Origin of the sequence: Vibrio owensii (assembly GCF_002021755.1) — a bacterium.
GTDB lineage: Bacteria > Pseudomonadota > Gammaproteobacteria > Enterobacterales > Vibrionaceae > Vibrio > Vibrio owensii.
Genome location: NZ_CP019959.1, coordinates 347311 through 363832 on the forward strand (window position 1 = coordinate 347311; position 16522 = coordinate 363832).

Annotated in this window: 15 protein-coding genes; 10 read left to right on the top strand and 5 right to left on the bottom strand. The window is 45.2% G+C overall.

What is annotated here, in order from left to right; translation table 11 throughout:
* Window positions 1-5: 5 nt before the first annotated feature.
* Window positions 6-1541, top strand: a complete 1536-nt coding sequence (hutH, locus tag A9237_RS01535) for a histidine ammonia-lyase (protein ID WP_078608693.1) — start codon at window positions 6-8, stop codon at window positions 1539-1541.
* A 258-nt stretch (window positions 1542-1799) separates the two neighbouring features.
* Entirely contained in the window at window positions 1800-2525 is a 726-nt protein-coding gene (locus tag A9237_RS01545) for a DUF3581 domain-containing protein (protein ID WP_009705868.1), read from the top strand.
* A 115-nt stretch (window positions 2526-2640) separates the two neighbouring features.
* On the opposite strand, the gene A9237_RS01550 is transcribed toward A9237_RS01545, so the two are convergent.
* Window positions 2641-3102 (bottom strand): methyltransferase family protein, encoded by a 462-nt coding sequence (locus A9237_RS01550; RefSeq protein WP_033006935.1) that lies wholly within the window; start codon window positions 3100-3102, stop codon window positions 2641-2643.
* A gap of 92 nt (window positions 3103-3194) precedes the next feature.
* A complete protein-coding gene (gene ydiJ / locus A9237_RS01555) occupies window positions 3195-6230 on the bottom strand; it encodes a D-2-hydroxyglutarate dehydrogenase YdiJ (protein ID WP_078607369.1) in 3036 nt (1011 codons plus the stop codon).
* Between the two features lie 260 nt (window positions 6231-6490).
* Between ydiJ and A9237_RS01560 the strand changes: the two genes are divergently transcribed.
* From A9237_RS01560 to A9237_RS01595, 8 genes are all read left to right on the top strand, one after another.
* Window positions 6491-7174, top strand: coding sequence for a DUF3334 family protein (locus A9237_RS01560; protein ID WP_009705865.1), 684 nt, complete (start codon window positions 6491-6493; stop codon window positions 7172-7174).
* A gap of 153 nt (window positions 7175-7327) precedes the next feature.
* Complete coding sequence (locus A9237_RS01565; protein ID WP_005443269.1) at window positions 7328-8023, top strand: DUF2786 domain-containing protein; 696 nt, start codon at window positions 7328-7330, stop codon at window positions 8021-8023.
* A 156-nt stretch (window positions 8024-8179) separates the two neighbouring features.
* Window positions 8180-8848, top strand: a complete 669-nt coding sequence (locus tag A9237_RS01570; RefSeq protein WP_009705864.1) for a YiaD family glycine zipper/OmpA-like lipoprotein — start codon at window positions 8180-8182, stop codon at window positions 8846-8848.
* Window positions 8849-8924: 76 nt separating this feature from the next.
* Entirely contained in the window at window positions 8925-9905 is a 981-nt protein-coding gene (locus tag A9237_RS01575) for a J domain-containing protein (protein WP_078607371.1), read from the top strand.
* Window positions 9906-10082: 177 nt separating this feature from the next.
* Window positions 10083-10268: a hypothetical protein gene (locus tag A9237_RS01580; RefSeq protein WP_009705862.1), complete on the top strand. Its 186-nt coding sequence runs from the start codon at window positions 10083-10085 to the stop codon at window positions 10266-10268.
* Window positions 10269-10547: 279 nt separating this feature from the next.
* Entirely contained in the window at window positions 10548-10835 is a 288-nt protein-coding gene (locus A9237_RS01585; RefSeq protein ID WP_078607373.1) for a hypothetical protein, read from the top strand.
* A 457-nt stretch (window positions 10836-11292) separates the two neighbouring features.
* The gene (locus tag A9237_RS01590) at window positions 11293-11685 is read left to right on the top strand and encodes a SulA-like leucine-rich domain-containing protein (RefSeq protein WP_005443276.1); all 393 of its coding nucleotides are present in this window, start codon (window positions 11293-11295) and stop codon (window positions 11683-11685) included.
* Between the two features lie 204 nt (window positions 11686-11889).
* Window positions 11890-12993: a phosphoribosylaminoimidazolesuccinocarboxamide synthase gene (locus A9237_RS01595; RefSeq protein ID WP_078607375.1), complete on the top strand. Its 1104-nt coding sequence runs from the start codon at window positions 11890-11892 to the stop codon at window positions 12991-12993.
* Window positions 12994-13098: 105 nt separating this feature from the next.
* Here A9237_RS01595 and A9237_RS01600 read toward each other — a convergent pair whose 3' ends face one another.
* The 3 genes from A9237_RS01600 to A9237_RS01610 all read right to left on the bottom strand — a co-directional run bounded on the left by A9237_RS01600 (window position 13099) and on the right by A9237_RS01610 (window position 16440).
* Window positions 13099-14775, bottom strand: a complete 1677-nt coding sequence (locus A9237_RS01600; protein WP_078607377.1) for an alkaline phosphatase D family protein — start codon at window positions 14773-14775, stop codon at window positions 13099-13101.
* Window positions 14776-15068: 293 nt separating this feature from the next.
* Window positions 15069-15446 (bottom strand): hypothetical protein, encoded by a 378-nt coding sequence (locus tag A9237_RS01605; RefSeq protein WP_005443279.1) that lies wholly within the window; start codon window positions 15444-15446, stop codon window positions 15069-15071.
* 235 nt (window positions 15447-15681) lie between these two features.
* Window positions 15682-16440, bottom strand: coding sequence for a phospholipase A (locus A9237_RS01610; protein WP_005443280.1), 759 nt, complete (start codon window positions 16438-16440; stop codon window positions 15682-15684).
* Window positions 16441-16522 lie beyond the last annotated feature (82 nt).

The following is a 16522-nucleotide window of genomic DNA, read 5'->3' on the forward strand; positions in this document are numbered from 1 at the left end:
AAGACATGCTCAATTTAACGCTAAAGCCAGGCCATATTAGCTTAAACGAACTGCGTCAGGTGAGCCGCTCGCCTGTCAACCTTACTCTAGATCCAGAAGCCATTCCGGCGATTGAGGAAAGCACTCAAGTTGTCGACCGAGTGATTGCAGAAGATCGCACCGTTTATGGCATCAATACGGGTTTCGGTCTACTTGCAAACACTCGTATTGCGCCGGAAGATCTAGAAACGCTGCAACGCAGTATTGTGCTTTCTCATGCTGCGGGCATCGGCAAATTTATGTCAGATGAGACTGTTCGTTTGATGATGGTGCTGAAAATCAATAGCCTTGCGCGTGGATTCTCAGGCTTACGTTTGAAAGTCATCAACATGCTGATTGACCTTGTGAACGCACAAGTATATCCATGCGTGCCTCAAAAAGGCTCTGTCGGTGCATCGGGTGACCTATCGCCGCTTGCTCACATGAGTACGGTGCTTCTTGGTGAAGGCCAAGCACGTCACAATGGCAAAGTCATTTCTGGTCTAGAAGCACTGCAAATTGCTGGTCTAGAGCCAATCACACTCGCACCGAAAGAAGGTCTTGCACTGCTTAACGGTACTCAAGCATCAACGGCGTTTGCACTCGAAGGTTTGTTCATTGCCGAGGACCTGTTCTCATCTGCGACCGTTTGTGGCGCGATGTCGGTAGAAGCGGCATTGGGCAGCCGTCGTCCGTTCGATCCTCGTATCCACCGAGTCCGAGGCCATCGTAGCCAAATGGATGCGGCGTTAGCGTATCGACACCTATTAGAAGCGACCAGTGAGATTGGTGAATCCCATACCAATTGTGAGAAGGTTCAAGACCCTTACTCCCTGCGCTGTCAGCCTCAAGTTATGGGTGCTTGTTTACAGCAAATTCGCAATGCGGCAGACACTCTGCAAGTAGAGGCGAACTCTGTGTCAGATAACCCACTTGTGTTTGCAGAAGACGATGACATCATCTCTGGTGGTAACTTCCATGCTGAGCCCGTTGCTATGGCGGCAGATAACCTTGCACTTGCGATTGCAGAGATTGGTAGCTTGTCAGAGCGTCGTATGGCACTGCTTATTGATAGTGCTCTGTCTAAGCTTCCTCCATTCTTGGTCGACAATGGCGGCGTAAACTCAGGCTTTATGATTGCGCAGGTGACGTCGGCAGCACTAGCGAGTGAAAACAAAACACTGGCTCACCCTGCTTCTGTCGATAGCTTACCTACATCTGCAAACCAAGAAGATCACGTATCAATGGCGACTTTCGCTGCTCGTCGTTTGAAAGAGATGGGAGAAAATACGCGTGGTATTTTGGCGGTTGAATACTTATCTGCCGCGCAAGGGTTGGATTTCCGTGCGCCAAACAAATCTTCTGAGCGTATCGAAATTGCCAAGCAAATGCTGCGCGAAAAAGTATCGTTCTACGATAAAGACCGCTACTTCGCGCCAGATATCGAGCAAGCCAATGCCCTGCTCAAGCTTGCTTTGCATAACGCATTGATGCCAGAAAGCTTACTACCAAGCGTGCATTAATCTATCGCGCTAATGACTCTAAAGGCTCCTTATTGGAGCCTTTATTGTATTTATACGCATCAAGTCCCTCAATAATATGGTAAATCGCGGATTTATGGCCATACTGAATAATGCATAACAAAAGCGCTCTTTTTGGTGCTTTATTCCGCTGCGTTATCGTTTCATTGTTAAGATACAGTGAAGTTTTCACTGGATGGACCATTGCTACGCAGATATTCGCATATAATCCCTGACAGTTTTGGTTACTACGTAAAAATTATGTTTCTAACACCTTATTTTTCAAACACTAATCACCAATTTCAGTTCACTCGTGAACAAGCAAGTCACTTCGCAAAACGCGTAGCTGGTGATTACAACCCTATTCACGATGAAGACAACAAACGCTTTTGTGTTCCAGGAGATCTGCTTTTTGCAGTATTGCTGAGCAAAGAAGGCGTGAGCCAAAAGATGCGTTTCGATTTCTCTGGAATGGTGAATGACGGCGTTGCGCTTCACATCGAAAATAAGTGTGAAAAAGAAAGCGCCGTGGTCGATGAAGCAGGTAAAGAATACCTACACATGTCTCGTGAAGGCGAAACAAACCAAGATCCGGCATTTATTGAACACGTGGTGACTAACTACGTTCAATTCTCTGGCATGAACTTCCCTCACATCATGGTTCCTCTAATGGAAGAGAAACAAATGATGATCAACTGCCAACGTCCACTGGTGATTTACGAAAGCATGGAAGTTGAGTTCTGTCGCCTAGACCTGACTCATCCAGAAGTTGATTTCACAGGCGCAACGTTTGATGTGGAAGGAAAACGTGGTGTTGTAACGTTAAACTTTGCATTCAAACAAGACGGTGAAGTCGTAGGTAAAGGCATCAAACGTATGGTGGCAAGTGGCCTTAAACCATACGACCAAGATGCAGTTGACGATTTGGTACAACGCTTTAACGAGCGTAAGGATGCCTTCTTAGCAAAGTTCGCTAAGGCAGCTTAGTCTTCGGAAGCAACGCTCCAGCAGACAAACCCTGCCGCTCTTTCCAAAAAAGAAATTCAATAGAAAGCCCAGCAAATATGCTGGGCTTTCTTTTTATCTGCGGTTTGTTTATTCATCAAATCCAGCGACGGACTTGGTTCTTATAATCTAGGTAATCCTCACCGAATAGTCTTTCCAAAGCGCGTTCTTCTGGCTTAATTTGGTAGCGATTCATGTACGCGACAAACAATACACCGCACAAAATAACACTGAGATGTTGCCACCACAGACCAATAGCGATAATGACAAGCAAAAGCGCTACATACATTGGATTGCGTGTGTAAGCGAATACGCCTGTATCGACCACCAGCGACGCGGTTTCTGGTTTCACTGGGTTTACTGTCGTCTTGGCTTTACGAAACTCGTAAACACCAGCAATGCCCACAAACCCTGCTATCAAAACAAGCCCAGCAGTAACAAACTCAACAAACGGTACGGTAATTTTCATTTCTGGCACGACGTCTTTCAGCCAGTACATCAGCAATACCATCAACAAAAATAGAGCGACAGGTGGCACTTTAAGCTCAAGCTTTTTCAATCTTCATATCCTTATGAGAATAAAACGTTGTCATCGTCAGTAACGGTTCTTAAATGATAAAAAGCCCAGTTAGACTGGGCTTTCGTAAAGCATTATATCAATGTTAGCAAAGCTTGAACTGGGTGCTTAGGTTTTACCCCTTCAAAGCGTTTGACTTGGCTTCGGCAGGAGTACCCCGTAATCAAGCAACGCTCGTTGTCAAGTTTGTCCAAGTTCGGCTTCCAGCTCAGATCATAAATGTCACGCGACATCGATAGCTTATCGACTTCATGGCCAAAGGTCCCTGCCATGCCACAGCAGCCTACAGGCACAGTGTTCAACACCGCACCAAAATGAGCGAAGATAGCTCCCCACTCTTTCTCTGCATTTGGCAATTTGGTTTTCTCAGTACAATGAGCGAACAGATACCAAGGTGCTTGCTCTTTAGACTCAAGAGCATCGAAATCGTCCAGTCTTGGATGAAGCCACTCATGTGCAGTCAGCACATCAAACTGACCACGCTTGCTACCCAATACTTCAGCATACTCGTCGCGGTAACACAGTACCAACGCAGGATCGACTCCCACCAATGGGATATCTAAGTCCGCGACCATCTCCAAGAACTTCGCGGTATCTTGCGCAGTGTTCTTAAACTGACGTAAGAAACCTTTGATGTGCTGCGCTTTGCCGTTTGGCTTAAATGGCAGAAGAACCGGATTCATACCTAACTTCTTAACCAGTTTGATGAAGTCTTCCACCACCTCTGCATCGTAGTAGCTGGTGAAAGGGTCTTGAACAATCAGCACATGCTTTTGTTTGTCTTCACTTGATAAGCCACTTAGTGCTTGTAGGTCATAAGCCGTGGTTAACGTCTCGACTCGCTCTTTCAAAGTCGGTACAGACAATAACGGAGCATCAACATAACCCACCGTCGAAGCCGTTAGACTTTGCACCCAAGATTGCTTGAGCACACTATTCACGACACTTGGCGCTTTGGCCATCAATGGCAACATGGATTCAATGTTCGATACCAAATAGTCTTTTGCTGGGCGTTGGTAACGAGAGTGGTAAATATTGAGAAAGCGAGAGCGGAAACTAGGTACATCCACTTTAATCGGGCACTGGCTCGCACACGCTTTACACGCCAAACAACCATTCATCGCTTCATACACTTCGTGGGAGAAGTCATATTCGTGACGACGGTTAATCGAATGACGCACACGGTCGATCATGGCTTTGATGGACGTTTTGTTTTCCAGCGTCTGCTTCTCTAAGTCGAGAATATCAATGCCCTGCTCAGTCAACTGGCGTAGCCACTCACGAACTAAACCTGCACGCCCTTTCGGCGAATGACGGCGGTCTGCAGTGACTTTCATTGAAGGACACATAGGTGAGCTGGTGTCGTAGTTAAAACACAGCCCGTTACCGTTACACTCCATCGCTTGCTTGAAGCTATCACGTACCTGTACGTCAATCTGACGATCGAAGTAGCCGCGTTTGGTGTCAGTCACTTTCACAAGCTCAGCATCGCTATTCAGCGGCGTACAGATCTTGCCTGGGTTCATTTTGTTGTGTGGGTCAAAAGCGGCTTTCACTCGGCGCAATTCAGTAAAGAGTTCTTCACCAAAGAACTCAGGGCCATACTCAGAGCGGAAACCTTTACCGTGCTCACCCCACATTAAGCCGCCGTATTTTGCCACTAGCTTAACCACTTCATCCGAGATTTCATGCATCAAGGCTTCCTGATGAGGATCGCACAGATCCAATGCCGGTCGAACATGGAGAACACCAGCATCTACGTGGCCGAACATGCCGTAGTTAAGTGATTTTGCGTCTAGCAAGTCACGAAATTCAACGATAAAGTCCGCTAAGTTTTCTGGCGGAACACAAGTGTCCTCGGCAAACGCCACAGGTTTAGCACGCCCTTTTGCTGCGCCTAACAACCCCACGGCTTTTTTGCGCATGTTGTAGATACGGCCGATACTCGCTACATCACTGCATACTTGATAGCCAATGATGCCCGCTTCTTCCGTTTCTAGCATGGTATCGAGCTTGGCCGTTAGGAACGCGACTTGAGAAGCCACCTCCTCTTCATCCTGACCAGCGTATTCGACCATGTTAATGCCAAGCATCTCTTTATCAGGTACGTCGGTAATCAAGTCGCTGACGGTGTGCCAAACAATGTCTTGCTTCGCCAAGTTCAGAACTTTTGAATCCACGGTCTCAACGGACAACGCTTTTGCTTCCACCATAAATGGCGCGTTGCGCAGAGCCGAATCAAAACTGTTGTATTTAACGTTAACCAGAGTTCGCGCTTTAGGAATGCGGGTTAGGTTGAGCTTCGCTTCGGTGATGAATGCCAATGAGCCCTCAGCTCCGCACAAAACACGAGTGATATCAAAGCTGTCTGCCTCTTCGTCAAATGCGTTTTTAAGGTCATAGCCAGTTAAGAAGCGGTTTAACGGTGGAAACTTATCGTTAATTTGCTGGCGCTTGTCACGACATACCGACTCCGTCACACGCATCGCCGTATCGGCAAATTCCCCTTCGTTTGGCAAGCCATGAGAAAGGTCTGATTCCAAAATCGAACCATCAGCAAAAACCGCTTGAAGAGAAAGAACGTGGTCAGAGGTTTTACCGTACTTAAGCGAGCCTTGACCGGACGCATCGGTGTTGATCATCCCACCAATCGTAGCACGGTTGCTGGTCGATAAATCAGGCGAAAAGAAATAACCATACGGGCGAACAGCATCATTCAGTTGGTCTTTGACCACACCCGTTTGAACACGAACCCAACCTTCTTCTTCATTCACTTCTAGAACTTGGTTCATGTGGCGAGACAAATCAACCACTATGCCCTTCGTTAAAGATTGACCATTCGTACCCGTACCGCCACCACGAGGAGAAAAGGTAATACGCTCGTATTTTTCTTTGTTGCTGAGTTTACCGATGAGGGAAACGTCTTGGGTGGTTTTAGGATGAACAACAGCCTGAGGAAGTTGCTGGTAGACACTGTTGTCGGTGGCTACTGCGAGACGGCTAGAGTATTGGCTTTCGATATCGCCAGTGAACCCGGAGTGCTCAAGCTCTTTGAGAAAACTAAGAACAAGAGGATCGACATCCGTTTGCGAGTGTAATCTTGGTAACATTTGCTTCCTGCCCCTACTGCGCTGATCCAATCAGCTGCGGGTTATCTAATTTTTAATCATTCTCACCATCAACGACCAAAAAAACCACTGGCGAGTTAGAGGTATGAATGAGGTTGTTTTCTTTGAATTACGTCACTTTACAACATTTAAAAAGGCGTTCAAATCAGAATCTCAATACAAGAATTAAACTTATGCTTTATTTTATAACGCTTGATGCCTTACATTGAAAAAGAAATAGCCTTTCAATATGAGCTTTCAGGATGAAAAAAAATAAAGTTGTAACCACTGAAGATATCCTTCTAAAACTTTGCCAGTCGGTTTCTGGCGTACTTACTTCAGCAACCTCTTCTCAAGTTAACTACTCTGCCATGGTGCAAAAGATCAACAAAACCAGCCTCAAGCCGGATTTTGGTTGTTTTGTATTGTTTGATGGAGGCTTCACTGGCCTTGTTGTAATTAACTTTACAGCAAAAGCGGCCTTAGAGATTTACACCAACTACATGCGTAATATGGGCATGCCTGAGGAAGAGTTAGCGATCTCACACACTTCAGATGAAGTGGGCGATGTGCTTGGTGAGCTTATGAACCAATTGGTTGGCGACTTCACGAATAAGATTCGTAAAGAGCTTCAGACCAACATCACGCAGAACCAACCAAAAATGCTTTCGCTCAACAAACAGGTGATCCTGCAAGTTGATACCAATCTAGACCGTCCTCAAGCGCGCCGAGTCACCTTCTCTACAGAGAACAATAATATCTTCTACCTAGAACTTGCGATGGACAAGACCGAGTTTATCCAACTTGAAGAGTTTGAAGTGGCTGAAGATGAAAGCCCGGACGATATTTTAGAAGCCACTCGCAAAAGTATGGCTGACAAAAAAGCAGCAGAATCAGCAAGCTCAAAAAGTGATGCGGACGATCTGCTAGACCAACTTGGTCTGTAATATTGTCAAACAACGACCTCTCTCAAAGCCTCTTTCCATAAGGGGCTTTCTTTTTGCAGCACAGTTTTCCCTCTCCATCGTTATTCCGTTTTTCCATCAAAAAAGGTAATATATCCGACTTCCTAAATTTTCAGTTCTCGGTACTGGTCGTCGATGGATAAACAAAAAGCTCTGAAAAAAATCGCCAAGTGTTTAGAACTGGGCAACTCCGCCAACGTAAATGAAGCGGCGAACGCTATCAAGATGGCGCATCGTCTCATGCTGAAATATGGCTTGGATAAGGACGATATTGAGTTTATCAAGATGGGTAAGACTCAGTCTTCACACCTCTTGCCAGCAAGCATTAGCTCGACGATATTGCGCGTGATTCGCGGCATCAATACTAAGTTCGGTGTTGAGGCGGTTCTTCTGAACCATAAAGGGCTTAAACGAGTAGAGTTTATCGGTGAAGCAGACCGCGCGATTTTTGCGGCTTTTGCCTTTGATATTATCTATCGTGAGATGAACGAGAGCACCGGACAGTTCCGCAATAGTTTCGCGGGTTCAGGCACTTCTTCAATGGAAGTAACGCGTCGTGTTAACTCGTTTGTTTCTGGTTGGGTAGAGGGCGCGCTCGAAAAGCTTCCTGTGATCTCACCAGACGAAGAATCCGCAAACAAAATCAATAACTACATTGATAAAGAATTTAAAAACATCGACCGTGAGACGTTCAAGAAACAACTCAAGGAAGCGATGAAGAACATCACTGCAGATTACGAAGTCGGCTTAAAAAAAGGCCGCAAAGTGTCCGTTAACCGAGGTGTTGGCGGAGAGCAAGCGAGAAAAATGTTGGATAACCCTTCTAAATAACTCTGGAACTGATTACAACATCGCCAACTATAAGAAAAAGCTTACAAAGCTTCTATCAATCTGACGTTCGCATAACAAATATCAATACCTTCTATTCCATAATTCACATCCCATTATGAGGCGCACTTGCGCCTCGGCTTATACGGAGATTTTCCCTTGAAAAAGATGTCTATTGCACTTGCGCTAGTGCTGGCTCTTACTGGCTGTCAAGCAACACAACGCCAAAACGCAACTACAGGTGAATACGAAACTAACTCAACTACGCAAGGTGCGCTTATCGGTGCGATTGCGGGTGCAGCAATTGGTCTTGCGACTGGTGACGACGCTAAAGAACGTCGTAAACACGCATTGATTGGTGCAGCAGCTGGTGGTGCTACAGGCGCTGGTGTTGGTTACTACTTCGACCAACAAGAAGCGGAACTGCGTCGTGCTCTATTAAACTCTGGCGTACAAGTTGAACGTGTTGGCGAAAACCAACTGCTTCTTCGCATGGAAAACGGCATTGGCTTCTCTTCAAGCTCTTACCAACTAGACGCAAGCATCCACAACACACTTCGTGGTGTGGCTCGTATCCTAGTTGAATACCCAGACACAAGCCTTGTGATCGATGGTTACACAGACAGCACAGGTAGCGATTCTTACAACCAAACGCTATCAGAGCGTCGTGCTGAATCGGTACGTCAGTACCTAGTATCACAAAACGTTGCACCAGGTCGCGCAATCGCACGTGGCTACGGTGAGCGTAACCCAATTTGCTCAAACCAAACTTCTGAAGGTCGTGCCTGCAACCGTCGTGTTGAAATCCAGATCTTGCCACTGAAGTAATTTGGTTGCACCATATCGGTAATAACAATTATTACCGGAGCAGGTCTAGCGTTGTTCGCTAGACCTGACATACCCAATGTCTTTCAGAACCACTGCCCTTACCTTTGCTTTAAGTGCCTGCCTTACGAGCACTGCATTTGCTTCTCAGAACCCGACACAACCTGAAGCCCAATTCGACCTTGCGCAGCAACTGGCGTTAAACCCCAATCCAGAATCACCCACTGACGCACGTTATTGGCTAGAACAAGCAGCACATCAAGGTTACTTACCCGCTCAAAAACAATTAGCAGAAGATTACGCTCGCGGTTTAACTGGCAACACAGACTTCACCCAAGCGATTTATTGGTTCACTTCTGTTGCGTTAAACGATCCTACCGACCGTGGTTTTTTGTTGGCCGATTTTGTCCAACACCATCAAGCGGAAGTATCGAACTCTAATCTCGTCGAAGCTTGGTATCAACTGTCTGCACTTAAAAACCCTCAGGCAGAAGAAGCCTATAACCAGTTTTTGGAAGATCGCTTCAATCAACTCAGGGCCAAACAAGTTTCTGAGATTGTAGAGTTGGATAAGCAAGCCACTGACGAAGAACAGAAAGAGACCATTGAAATTCAACAAGCAAAGAAAGCTGAAAACACCAACGTTTGGTATGCCTCTGGCGCTCTGGGCTTTGCTTTGCTTCTTGGTGGCGGTGCATTCGGTTACCGCAGGCACACACAAAAGGCCAAAGCCACTGCAGCGAATGAAGTGTCACGCTCTCTGCAATTAGAGACACAAGTGAAAGAACTTCAGTTCGCCAATAAACAACTTAAGCGCCAACTCGAAAAAGTATTTAAAGAGTTCAAGAAGATAAAAGGTCAATCTGAGAACCAAAAACTTCTCGTCGCTTGTGCAATGTTTGGCTATACCCCGCAAACCATTCCAGACAGTAAAGCAGTGAAGTTGCGCTACAGACAATTATCTAAACTCTACCATCCTGATTCTAGGGGAAGTGAAGAAGAGATGAAGCTTTTAAATCAGGCGTTTAAAACCATTTCACAAAATGTTACAAAAGAGTAAAACTTAGCCACACACCTTTATCTCGCGAGCTTTTCATCCTAGAAAATAAAGGCTCGCAATCGATCTCCCTCTCAAACAAATTAACAGACATTTAACTTGACCATCTTTTATATGCCATAATGCCGGGTGAAAAATAACACCTAGCGACTCAAATTTATGTAGGTGGGGAGAAAATCAATGTTCACTGAAGAAGGCACCTGTGACTGGTGTAAAAAACCTAGCTTTGTAACTCGTCATGATTACGTAGATGGTAAATACCATCGTTCATGCAGCTCTTGCTACGACATCGCGAAAATCGATGTCCGCCTATTCAACCAAGGCGAATTGCAAATGCGCGAGCGTTTGGAACAACGAGCAAGCTAAATAGAACAAATCAACGGAACTGATTTTCAAGGGCGCCTTATCACAAGGCGCTTTTTTGATCCTTCATTAGAACGTGAAGCCCTCACAACCAAAACACTCCGCAATCACATTCTCTAGTCCTCTGGTGGTTCTCACACTCTCAAATTGGCTATTAATTGACCTATTAAAAACAGTGTCACTTATTTCATAGTGATGTTGATGGTTTTCCCTGTCAGCGGGTCAAACCCACGATACATCTGGAGTATAGTTTTGTCGCTCAAACAAAAAACAGGTGACCATATGTACACAGATGAAGCGGAAGCAATTATTGCTAGCCAGCCTCCTGAAGCCGTTGCAACTGGCGAGTTGATGGTTTTGAAAAATACAATTAAAAGAAAAGTCTCTGGCCCTAACAAAAGTCGATTATTGCGGTTAGCAAACTCCGACCTTGGCAGTTTATGCTCTCGCGCCAATTCAGGTAACATCGAACAAATTCGCGCCATGTATCAAACTATGGTTCAGCTTGTAAGGGCTGGCAACATTGGCCAATTTGAAACAGAAATCGCACGTGCAAAAACCGAATTCTAACCATTATTAAACATCGATCCTTGTATTTTCAGGCTGCGTATTCGCAGCCTGCTTTTTATCGTTGTCTGTAAAAGCAAAGCGCTTTCTTGAACGTTCAGCCTCTGCCTTTTTGTTTTCTCTTCCTTTCTTCTCCCTCAAAAGCACTAACACTACTGTGTGCCATCACGAAAAAGCACTGTATAAACCGGTTAAAACCACTGTATAGCTAAGCCGAAATTACTGTATATACAGTAGTAATCACCTGTATATACAGCTCCGGAATGCAGGTGACTTCACATTTCACCATGTTTATCAAACATATCAAAATCCAAACTTTACACCTTAATTTCAATAACTTAGACAAAAAGCAGGTCATAAGTGCGGGAAAGTTTTTCAACTCCACTCATAAAAATCGGTTGATCAGGCATCAAAAACAAACTACTGTATACACATACAGCATGTATAAAGGAACAGTAAGATGCAGTTACAAACTCAATCTCATACATACTCTCGCTACAACGTATTGGCACAAGCAACACAACCTATGGATGTGTCTGACCAACTTCTTTCTAAGTTGGCAGTATTGTCTCAACAACAGCAATGGATTCTGTTTACCGCTGAGTGCCCTCGTCCTGATTTTGAGCAACTTGCTGCTTCCAACATTCGCTGTCAAAACATCATTCAGATGAAGCCGTCTCAACAGCTTTCTGAAGTGGAAATCGTGATTAAAGCTATTCAGTCTGGTAACGCTAGCGCTGTCGTCGCATCGAACAAGATTGCCCTAATGAATCAATCAATGCTTCGCGATATTGCTCAACGTTATCAGTGTGAAGTCTTTTTCGTCGAAGGCAGAGTGAACAAGTACCACTAACAAGATCGACGTTATCCATCCTGCATCTCGCCTCCTTTTAAGGGGGCTTTTTTTGTGCTTTAACAAATTAAGGCAAACGTTTGCTTTTTCTCTGGCGAGTTAAAATAGTTCTGGTATGATGCCATCATTCGATTTATTCAGCGTGCTTTTTTCGCTGGATATCTTCTCTTTATGACGTTTGATTAAGATGATAGGAATGTCGCAATGAGCCTTGCTAATCAAGTACTTGCCGTCAATGACGACCTGCCAATTCGCACCCACAAGCCTGTTCACAGCGGAAAAGTTCGCTCTGTTTACTGGTTAACTGAAGAAGACAGCGCACGACTGATCAAAGAAAAAGGATACGATGTCGCCCCTGATGCCCCACTGGCTATCATGGTGATCAGTGACCGTATCTCTGCATTCGACTGTATCTGGCATGGCGAAGGTGGACTCAAAGGCGTTCCGGGTAAAGGCGCTGCACTCAACGCGATCTCTAACCACTGGTTCAAATTGTTCAAAGACAACGGCCTTGCTGATAGTCATATCTTGGACATCCCTCACCCATTCGTTTGGATCGTACAAAAAGCGAAGCCAGTTAAGATTGAAGCAATCTGCCGTAAGTACATCACAGGTTCTATGTGGCGCGCTTACGCAAATGGCGAGCGTGAATTCTGTGGCATTCAGCTTCCTGAAGGTCTTGAGAAAGATAAAGCGCTACCTGAATTGCTAATGACACCTTCAACCAAAGGTATCTTGAAAGGTATTCCAGGCGTACCTGAGGCGGATGACGTGAACATCACTCGCCAAAACATCGTGGATAACTATGAAGCTTTCAACTTCTCAAGTGCAGAAGACATTGCACAGTACGAAAAGCTATTGAAAGAAGGCTTTAACGTGATCAGCAATGCGCTTGAAGCCGTTGACCAAACGTTCGTAGATACTAAGTTTGAATTTGGTTACGTGCACGACGCTGCCGGTAACGAAAAGCTAATTTACATGGATGAAGTCGGTACGCCTGATTCGTCACGTATTTGGGATACGAAAGAATACCAAGCAGGTAACATCGTTGAGAACTCGAAAGAAGGTTTCCGTCAGTTCTTGCTAAACCACTTCCCTGATCCTGATATTCTGCTTAACAAAGAACGCATGCCAGAGCGTGAAGCCCTTGCTCGTGATAACGACCTGCCAGTGGAGTCTTTGATGGATATCTCTCGCACGTATATCGGCATTGCAGAAAAAATTACAGGGCAACCAATCAAGTTGAGCGATAATCCAAAAGCAGAGATCATCGAAATCTTGAGCAAAGAATACGGTCTAATCGACTAAAGCCAGCTTCTATGCTGAATTACTAGATTAAACAACAAGAAAGTCCGCCACGTGCGGACTTTCTTATTTCAAGCGCGGTCGTCTAGAACGTATTCGTTAGCTGCCCTACTCTATATCGAGCGTCAGACCATCCGTTGTGGATGCCGACTTGGTTGTCACTTGATAGTTTTTGTCTTTAATGCTGGAAAGCATGTACCACGTTGATTGCGCTTTCTCTGGCGTAAAGGTCACACGCATGAAACCGCGTTGCTTAATGTCTGTCCATTGCAGCTCAGAGACTAAATTCGGCAGTGAATATTCCATCTGAGCAATCGCAACCGGCTCCAACGCTAAATATTCTTCCAAGCCCGGCGAACTGACCGAGCTTGTCGCGAATTCAACGCCAATAGGATTGTTCGATATATCCTTCAACTCACTAGTCCATGCATTATGTGTATCGCCCGCCAAACATACAAAGTTGCCTGAGCTTGCTTTAGCAATTTCATAAACGCGCTCACGTTCGACGTAATAACCATCCCAAGCATCGAGGTTATACGGCAGCTTAATCGTGTCTGAATTTGGATCGGCAAGATAACCGGCGATTGCATTGTTCACTGCCAATAATGCGTCCATCTTCTGATCATCGCTTGCGGTAAAGAGCTGGAACATCGCCAACATTACCGAGCTCGGAAGCTCCATGCGTGACATCAGCACTTGCTGTCCAAGCACATTCCACTTTGCATTCTGGCTATTAAACGCATTCATCAACCACGCTAACTGCTCTGTACCAAGCAGTTCTCGTTCGGTACTGCGTGACTGAGCGACTAGGCTACCAATCGCTTCCATTGTTGGTTCGGTGAGAGAGAAATAATCCAAAGGTTGGTCGCGGCCTACCAAACGAGTGTCGAGCATCATTAAATTGATTAAGTCACCAAAGGCAAACTGACGATAAATCAGCATGTTTGAGAAGGTGTTTTCTCGCACAGGGAGCCATTCAGTCCAAGCTGCTGCTGCCGCGGCGCGTCTGTCATTAAAGCTGCCTTCATTGTCTTGATGGTTTTCCGCTCCCTCTTTCCATGCATCATTAGCTAACTCGTGGTCATCCCAAACCGCGATCATTGGTAACGCCGCATGTAGAGCTTGCAGATCTTCATCTTGGCGGTATTGTGCATAGCGCTTTCGATAATCATCTAACGTAATGCATTCTGTGCCTTTACTCGGCTCACGACCTAGCGCAGCTGCATCTTCGCTCGCATAACCACCAGCGCCGTATTCATAAATGTAATCACCGAGATGTAAAACCACATCAAACGCTTCCTTTTGATGCTGTGAAAGAATCTCTTTGTAGACGTTGAAATACCCCGCCGGATAATTTGCGCAAGACACGACTGCCATAGACGCTTTGGTCACGCTGCCTTCCGGTAAGGTCTGTGTCATACCAACGATGCTCGTATTCTCTCCCACCATGAATCGGTAGTAGTACTGGGAGCTTGGATTAAGGTTTTTCACATCGACCTTAACCGTAAAATCGCGACTGGTATCTGTGGTAAAAGTGCCACTTTGCTCGATGCTAGAAAAGTCTTGCGTTGCAGACACCTGCCAAGAGACATCGACATAACTCGCCTGCGTAGTCACGCGTGTCCAGATGATCACTTGAGTTTGAGTTGGGTCACCGCTGGCGACGCCATGCTCGAATGAGGCAGCATTTGCGGTATTGTTATCCTCACTCCCACAAGCGGTCAGCGTGGTAGCAACAGCTCCTGAAGAGACGACTTTTATAAAGTCTCTGCGAGACAATGACATAGTAACTTCCTTTGTTATTGTGTTTTTATCGATGCGCGTTTTCCTGCGCTGAGTAACGAGCCAATTTAGGCATTGGGGTCGTTTGGCTAATTACTCTAAAAAACATTAAGTTAGAAGCTAGTTATGACAATTGCATTTCTTGATGTTAATTTTTTGTTACTTTAAGTGTAAATACTCTATATTCATCACAGTTCCAACAAATTGAAAAGCAATTTATAGAATCAACAAAACAAACATAAAAAAAGCGACCGTTGCAGGTCGCTTTTGTGTTTGGGGGAAATGTTCCTTGGGTGTTAGAGCTTCAAATTAAGCACATCTTGCTCTGCAGTTTCTACTTTTAGTTTACTTCGAGATTCAATGTACTCTATTTGTTTTGAGTCTAACGAATAAGGCATAACTACACGTAATTCATGGATCCCTTCATGTTTTGCTAGCTTCACCAACATCACTAGATTGGATTCATCGCTCTGACGAGAAGACATCGATTTTAAGGCTGCATCCCAAAGGCGATCCTCTGGTTGGCTTAACTCCGCGATGTTCTGTTTCCACATCAGGCCAAAAATGGGAGCGATGGTGGCGAATGCCTCCAAGAAGGTCCACTTCTTACTTCCCGTTGCCCCTAGGAAGCTTGTGTAGTCGAATTCAATGCATGTCTTTCCTTGTTGCTCCATCCTATGCCTCGACACTCTGAAATGAGATATACAAAATATCGTTCAATTATTTTGATATAGCAATAGGATATAAAACAATGGTCTTTTATGCCCTAATTTAACCTCAAAAGGAAATATTAAAACCAGCTTTGTAACAAATGATGTACAGCTTCGCCATATATAAGCATCCAATTGATTAATATTTTAAACACCAAACTAAAACTAAGCGGCAACAAGGGATACAAGCAGATCAGCGTTATAAGTTAACCAACCTGATCCCAAGCCCAACACGCGTTTGTGAATGGTCGTAATCAATCAAGGTTTCACCATAGCCGTGGTAGCCCTGAACGTACAAACCTAAGATGTCATTGAAGTACAAGGTGTACCCCAATTCTACGCCACCTTTATCATCGGCAAAGTTATAGAAGCCTCGGGTATTAAACACACCAGCGCCAGTGTAGACCTTTGCCCACAGTTCATACGGGGCATAATAGTTTTCCATGTCATCATTTTCGGTGGTGACCACCCACCAAGCGTGCGCACCGTATTCAACAGGACCAGAAAAACGCTCTGCTGCGATATAAAGGCGATCCCAACTACGAGATAGCTTACTTGATTGGCCATTTGACTCATGCTTGTACCCCACCTCTAAATGGTTGAATAACAGCATGTTTGATTGATGCGCAAGAAACACTTGAGGTTTGTAATTGGTCTCTCTGAACGGAGAAGAAATGTCAGAGTTAGCAAGTTGCCAGAGAGACTTTTGCGTGTAAGACCCCATCAAAGCCGTACCGGAACTGAATCGGTAGAATGGGATAGAAGCCGAGATTTGAAACTTCACTTCAAACTGCTGAAGTGAGTCCATATCTGAACCTAGCTCGTTGTAGGCGTCTTGATTAATGTCTGTGGTGTAGGTCCCCAGAACGTAGTTGTCTTCGTATGTTGAGATGTGTGTGATGCTTTTGCCGTACGCTAGTACCGGACATAACAATAGTGGAATCGCTTTATACTTCATCGTTTTCCTTCACGCCGCTCAATCGGAGCGGCAAATTCATTCCTTATCACCTAGTAATCAGGTCATAAACTGCAAGGGAAAC

Coding starts and splice junctions, on each gene's coding strand:
- A9237_RS01585 (WP_078607373.1), top strand. CDS start 10,548: ATGTACACAGATGAAGCGGAAGCAATTATTGCTAGCCAGCCTCCTGAA.
- A9237_RS01595 (WP_078607375.1), top strand. CDS start 11,890: ATGAGCCTTGCTAATCAAGTACTTGCCGTCAATGACGACCTGCCAATT.
- A9237_RS01545 (WP_009705868.1), top strand. CDS start 1,800: ATGTTTCTAACACCTTATTTTTCAAACACTAATCACCAATTTCAGTTC.
- ydiJ (WP_078607369.1), bottom strand. CDS start 6,230: ATGTTACCAAGATTACACTCGCAAACGGATGTCGATCCTCTTGTTCTT.
- A9237_RS01605 (WP_005443279.1), bottom strand. CDS start 15,446: ATGGAGCAACAAGGAAAGACATGCATTGAATTCGACTACACAAGCTTC.
- A9237_RS01580 (WP_009705862.1), top strand. CDS start 10,083: ATGTTCACTGAAGAAGGCACCTGTGACTGGTGTAAAAAACCTAGCTTT.
- A9237_RS01575 (WP_078607371.1), top strand. CDS start 8,925: ATGTCTTTCAGAACCACTGCCCTTACCTTTGCTTTAAGTGCCTGCCTT.
- A9237_RS01590 (WP_005443276.1), top strand. CDS start 11,293: ATGCAGTTACAAACTCAATCTCATACATACTCTCGCTACAACGTATTG.
- A9237_RS01610 (WP_005443280.1), bottom strand. CDS start 16,440: ATGAAGTATAAAGCGATTCCACTATTGTTATGTCCGGTACTAGCGTAC.
- A9237_RS01600 (WP_078607377.1), bottom strand. CDS start 14,775: ATGTCATTGTCTCGCAGAGACTTTATAAAAGTCGTCTCTTCAGGAGCT.
- A9237_RS01560 (WP_009705865.1), top strand. CDS start 6,491: ATGAAAAAAAATAAAGTTGTAACCACTGAAGATATCCTTCTAAAACTT.
- hutH (WP_078608693.1), top strand. CDS start 6: ATGCTCAATTTAACGCTAAAGCCAGGCCATATTAGCTTAAACGAACTG.
- A9237_RS01565 (WP_005443269.1), top strand. CDS start 7,328: ATGGATAAACAAAAAGCTCTGAAAAAAATCGCCAAGTGTTTAGAACTG.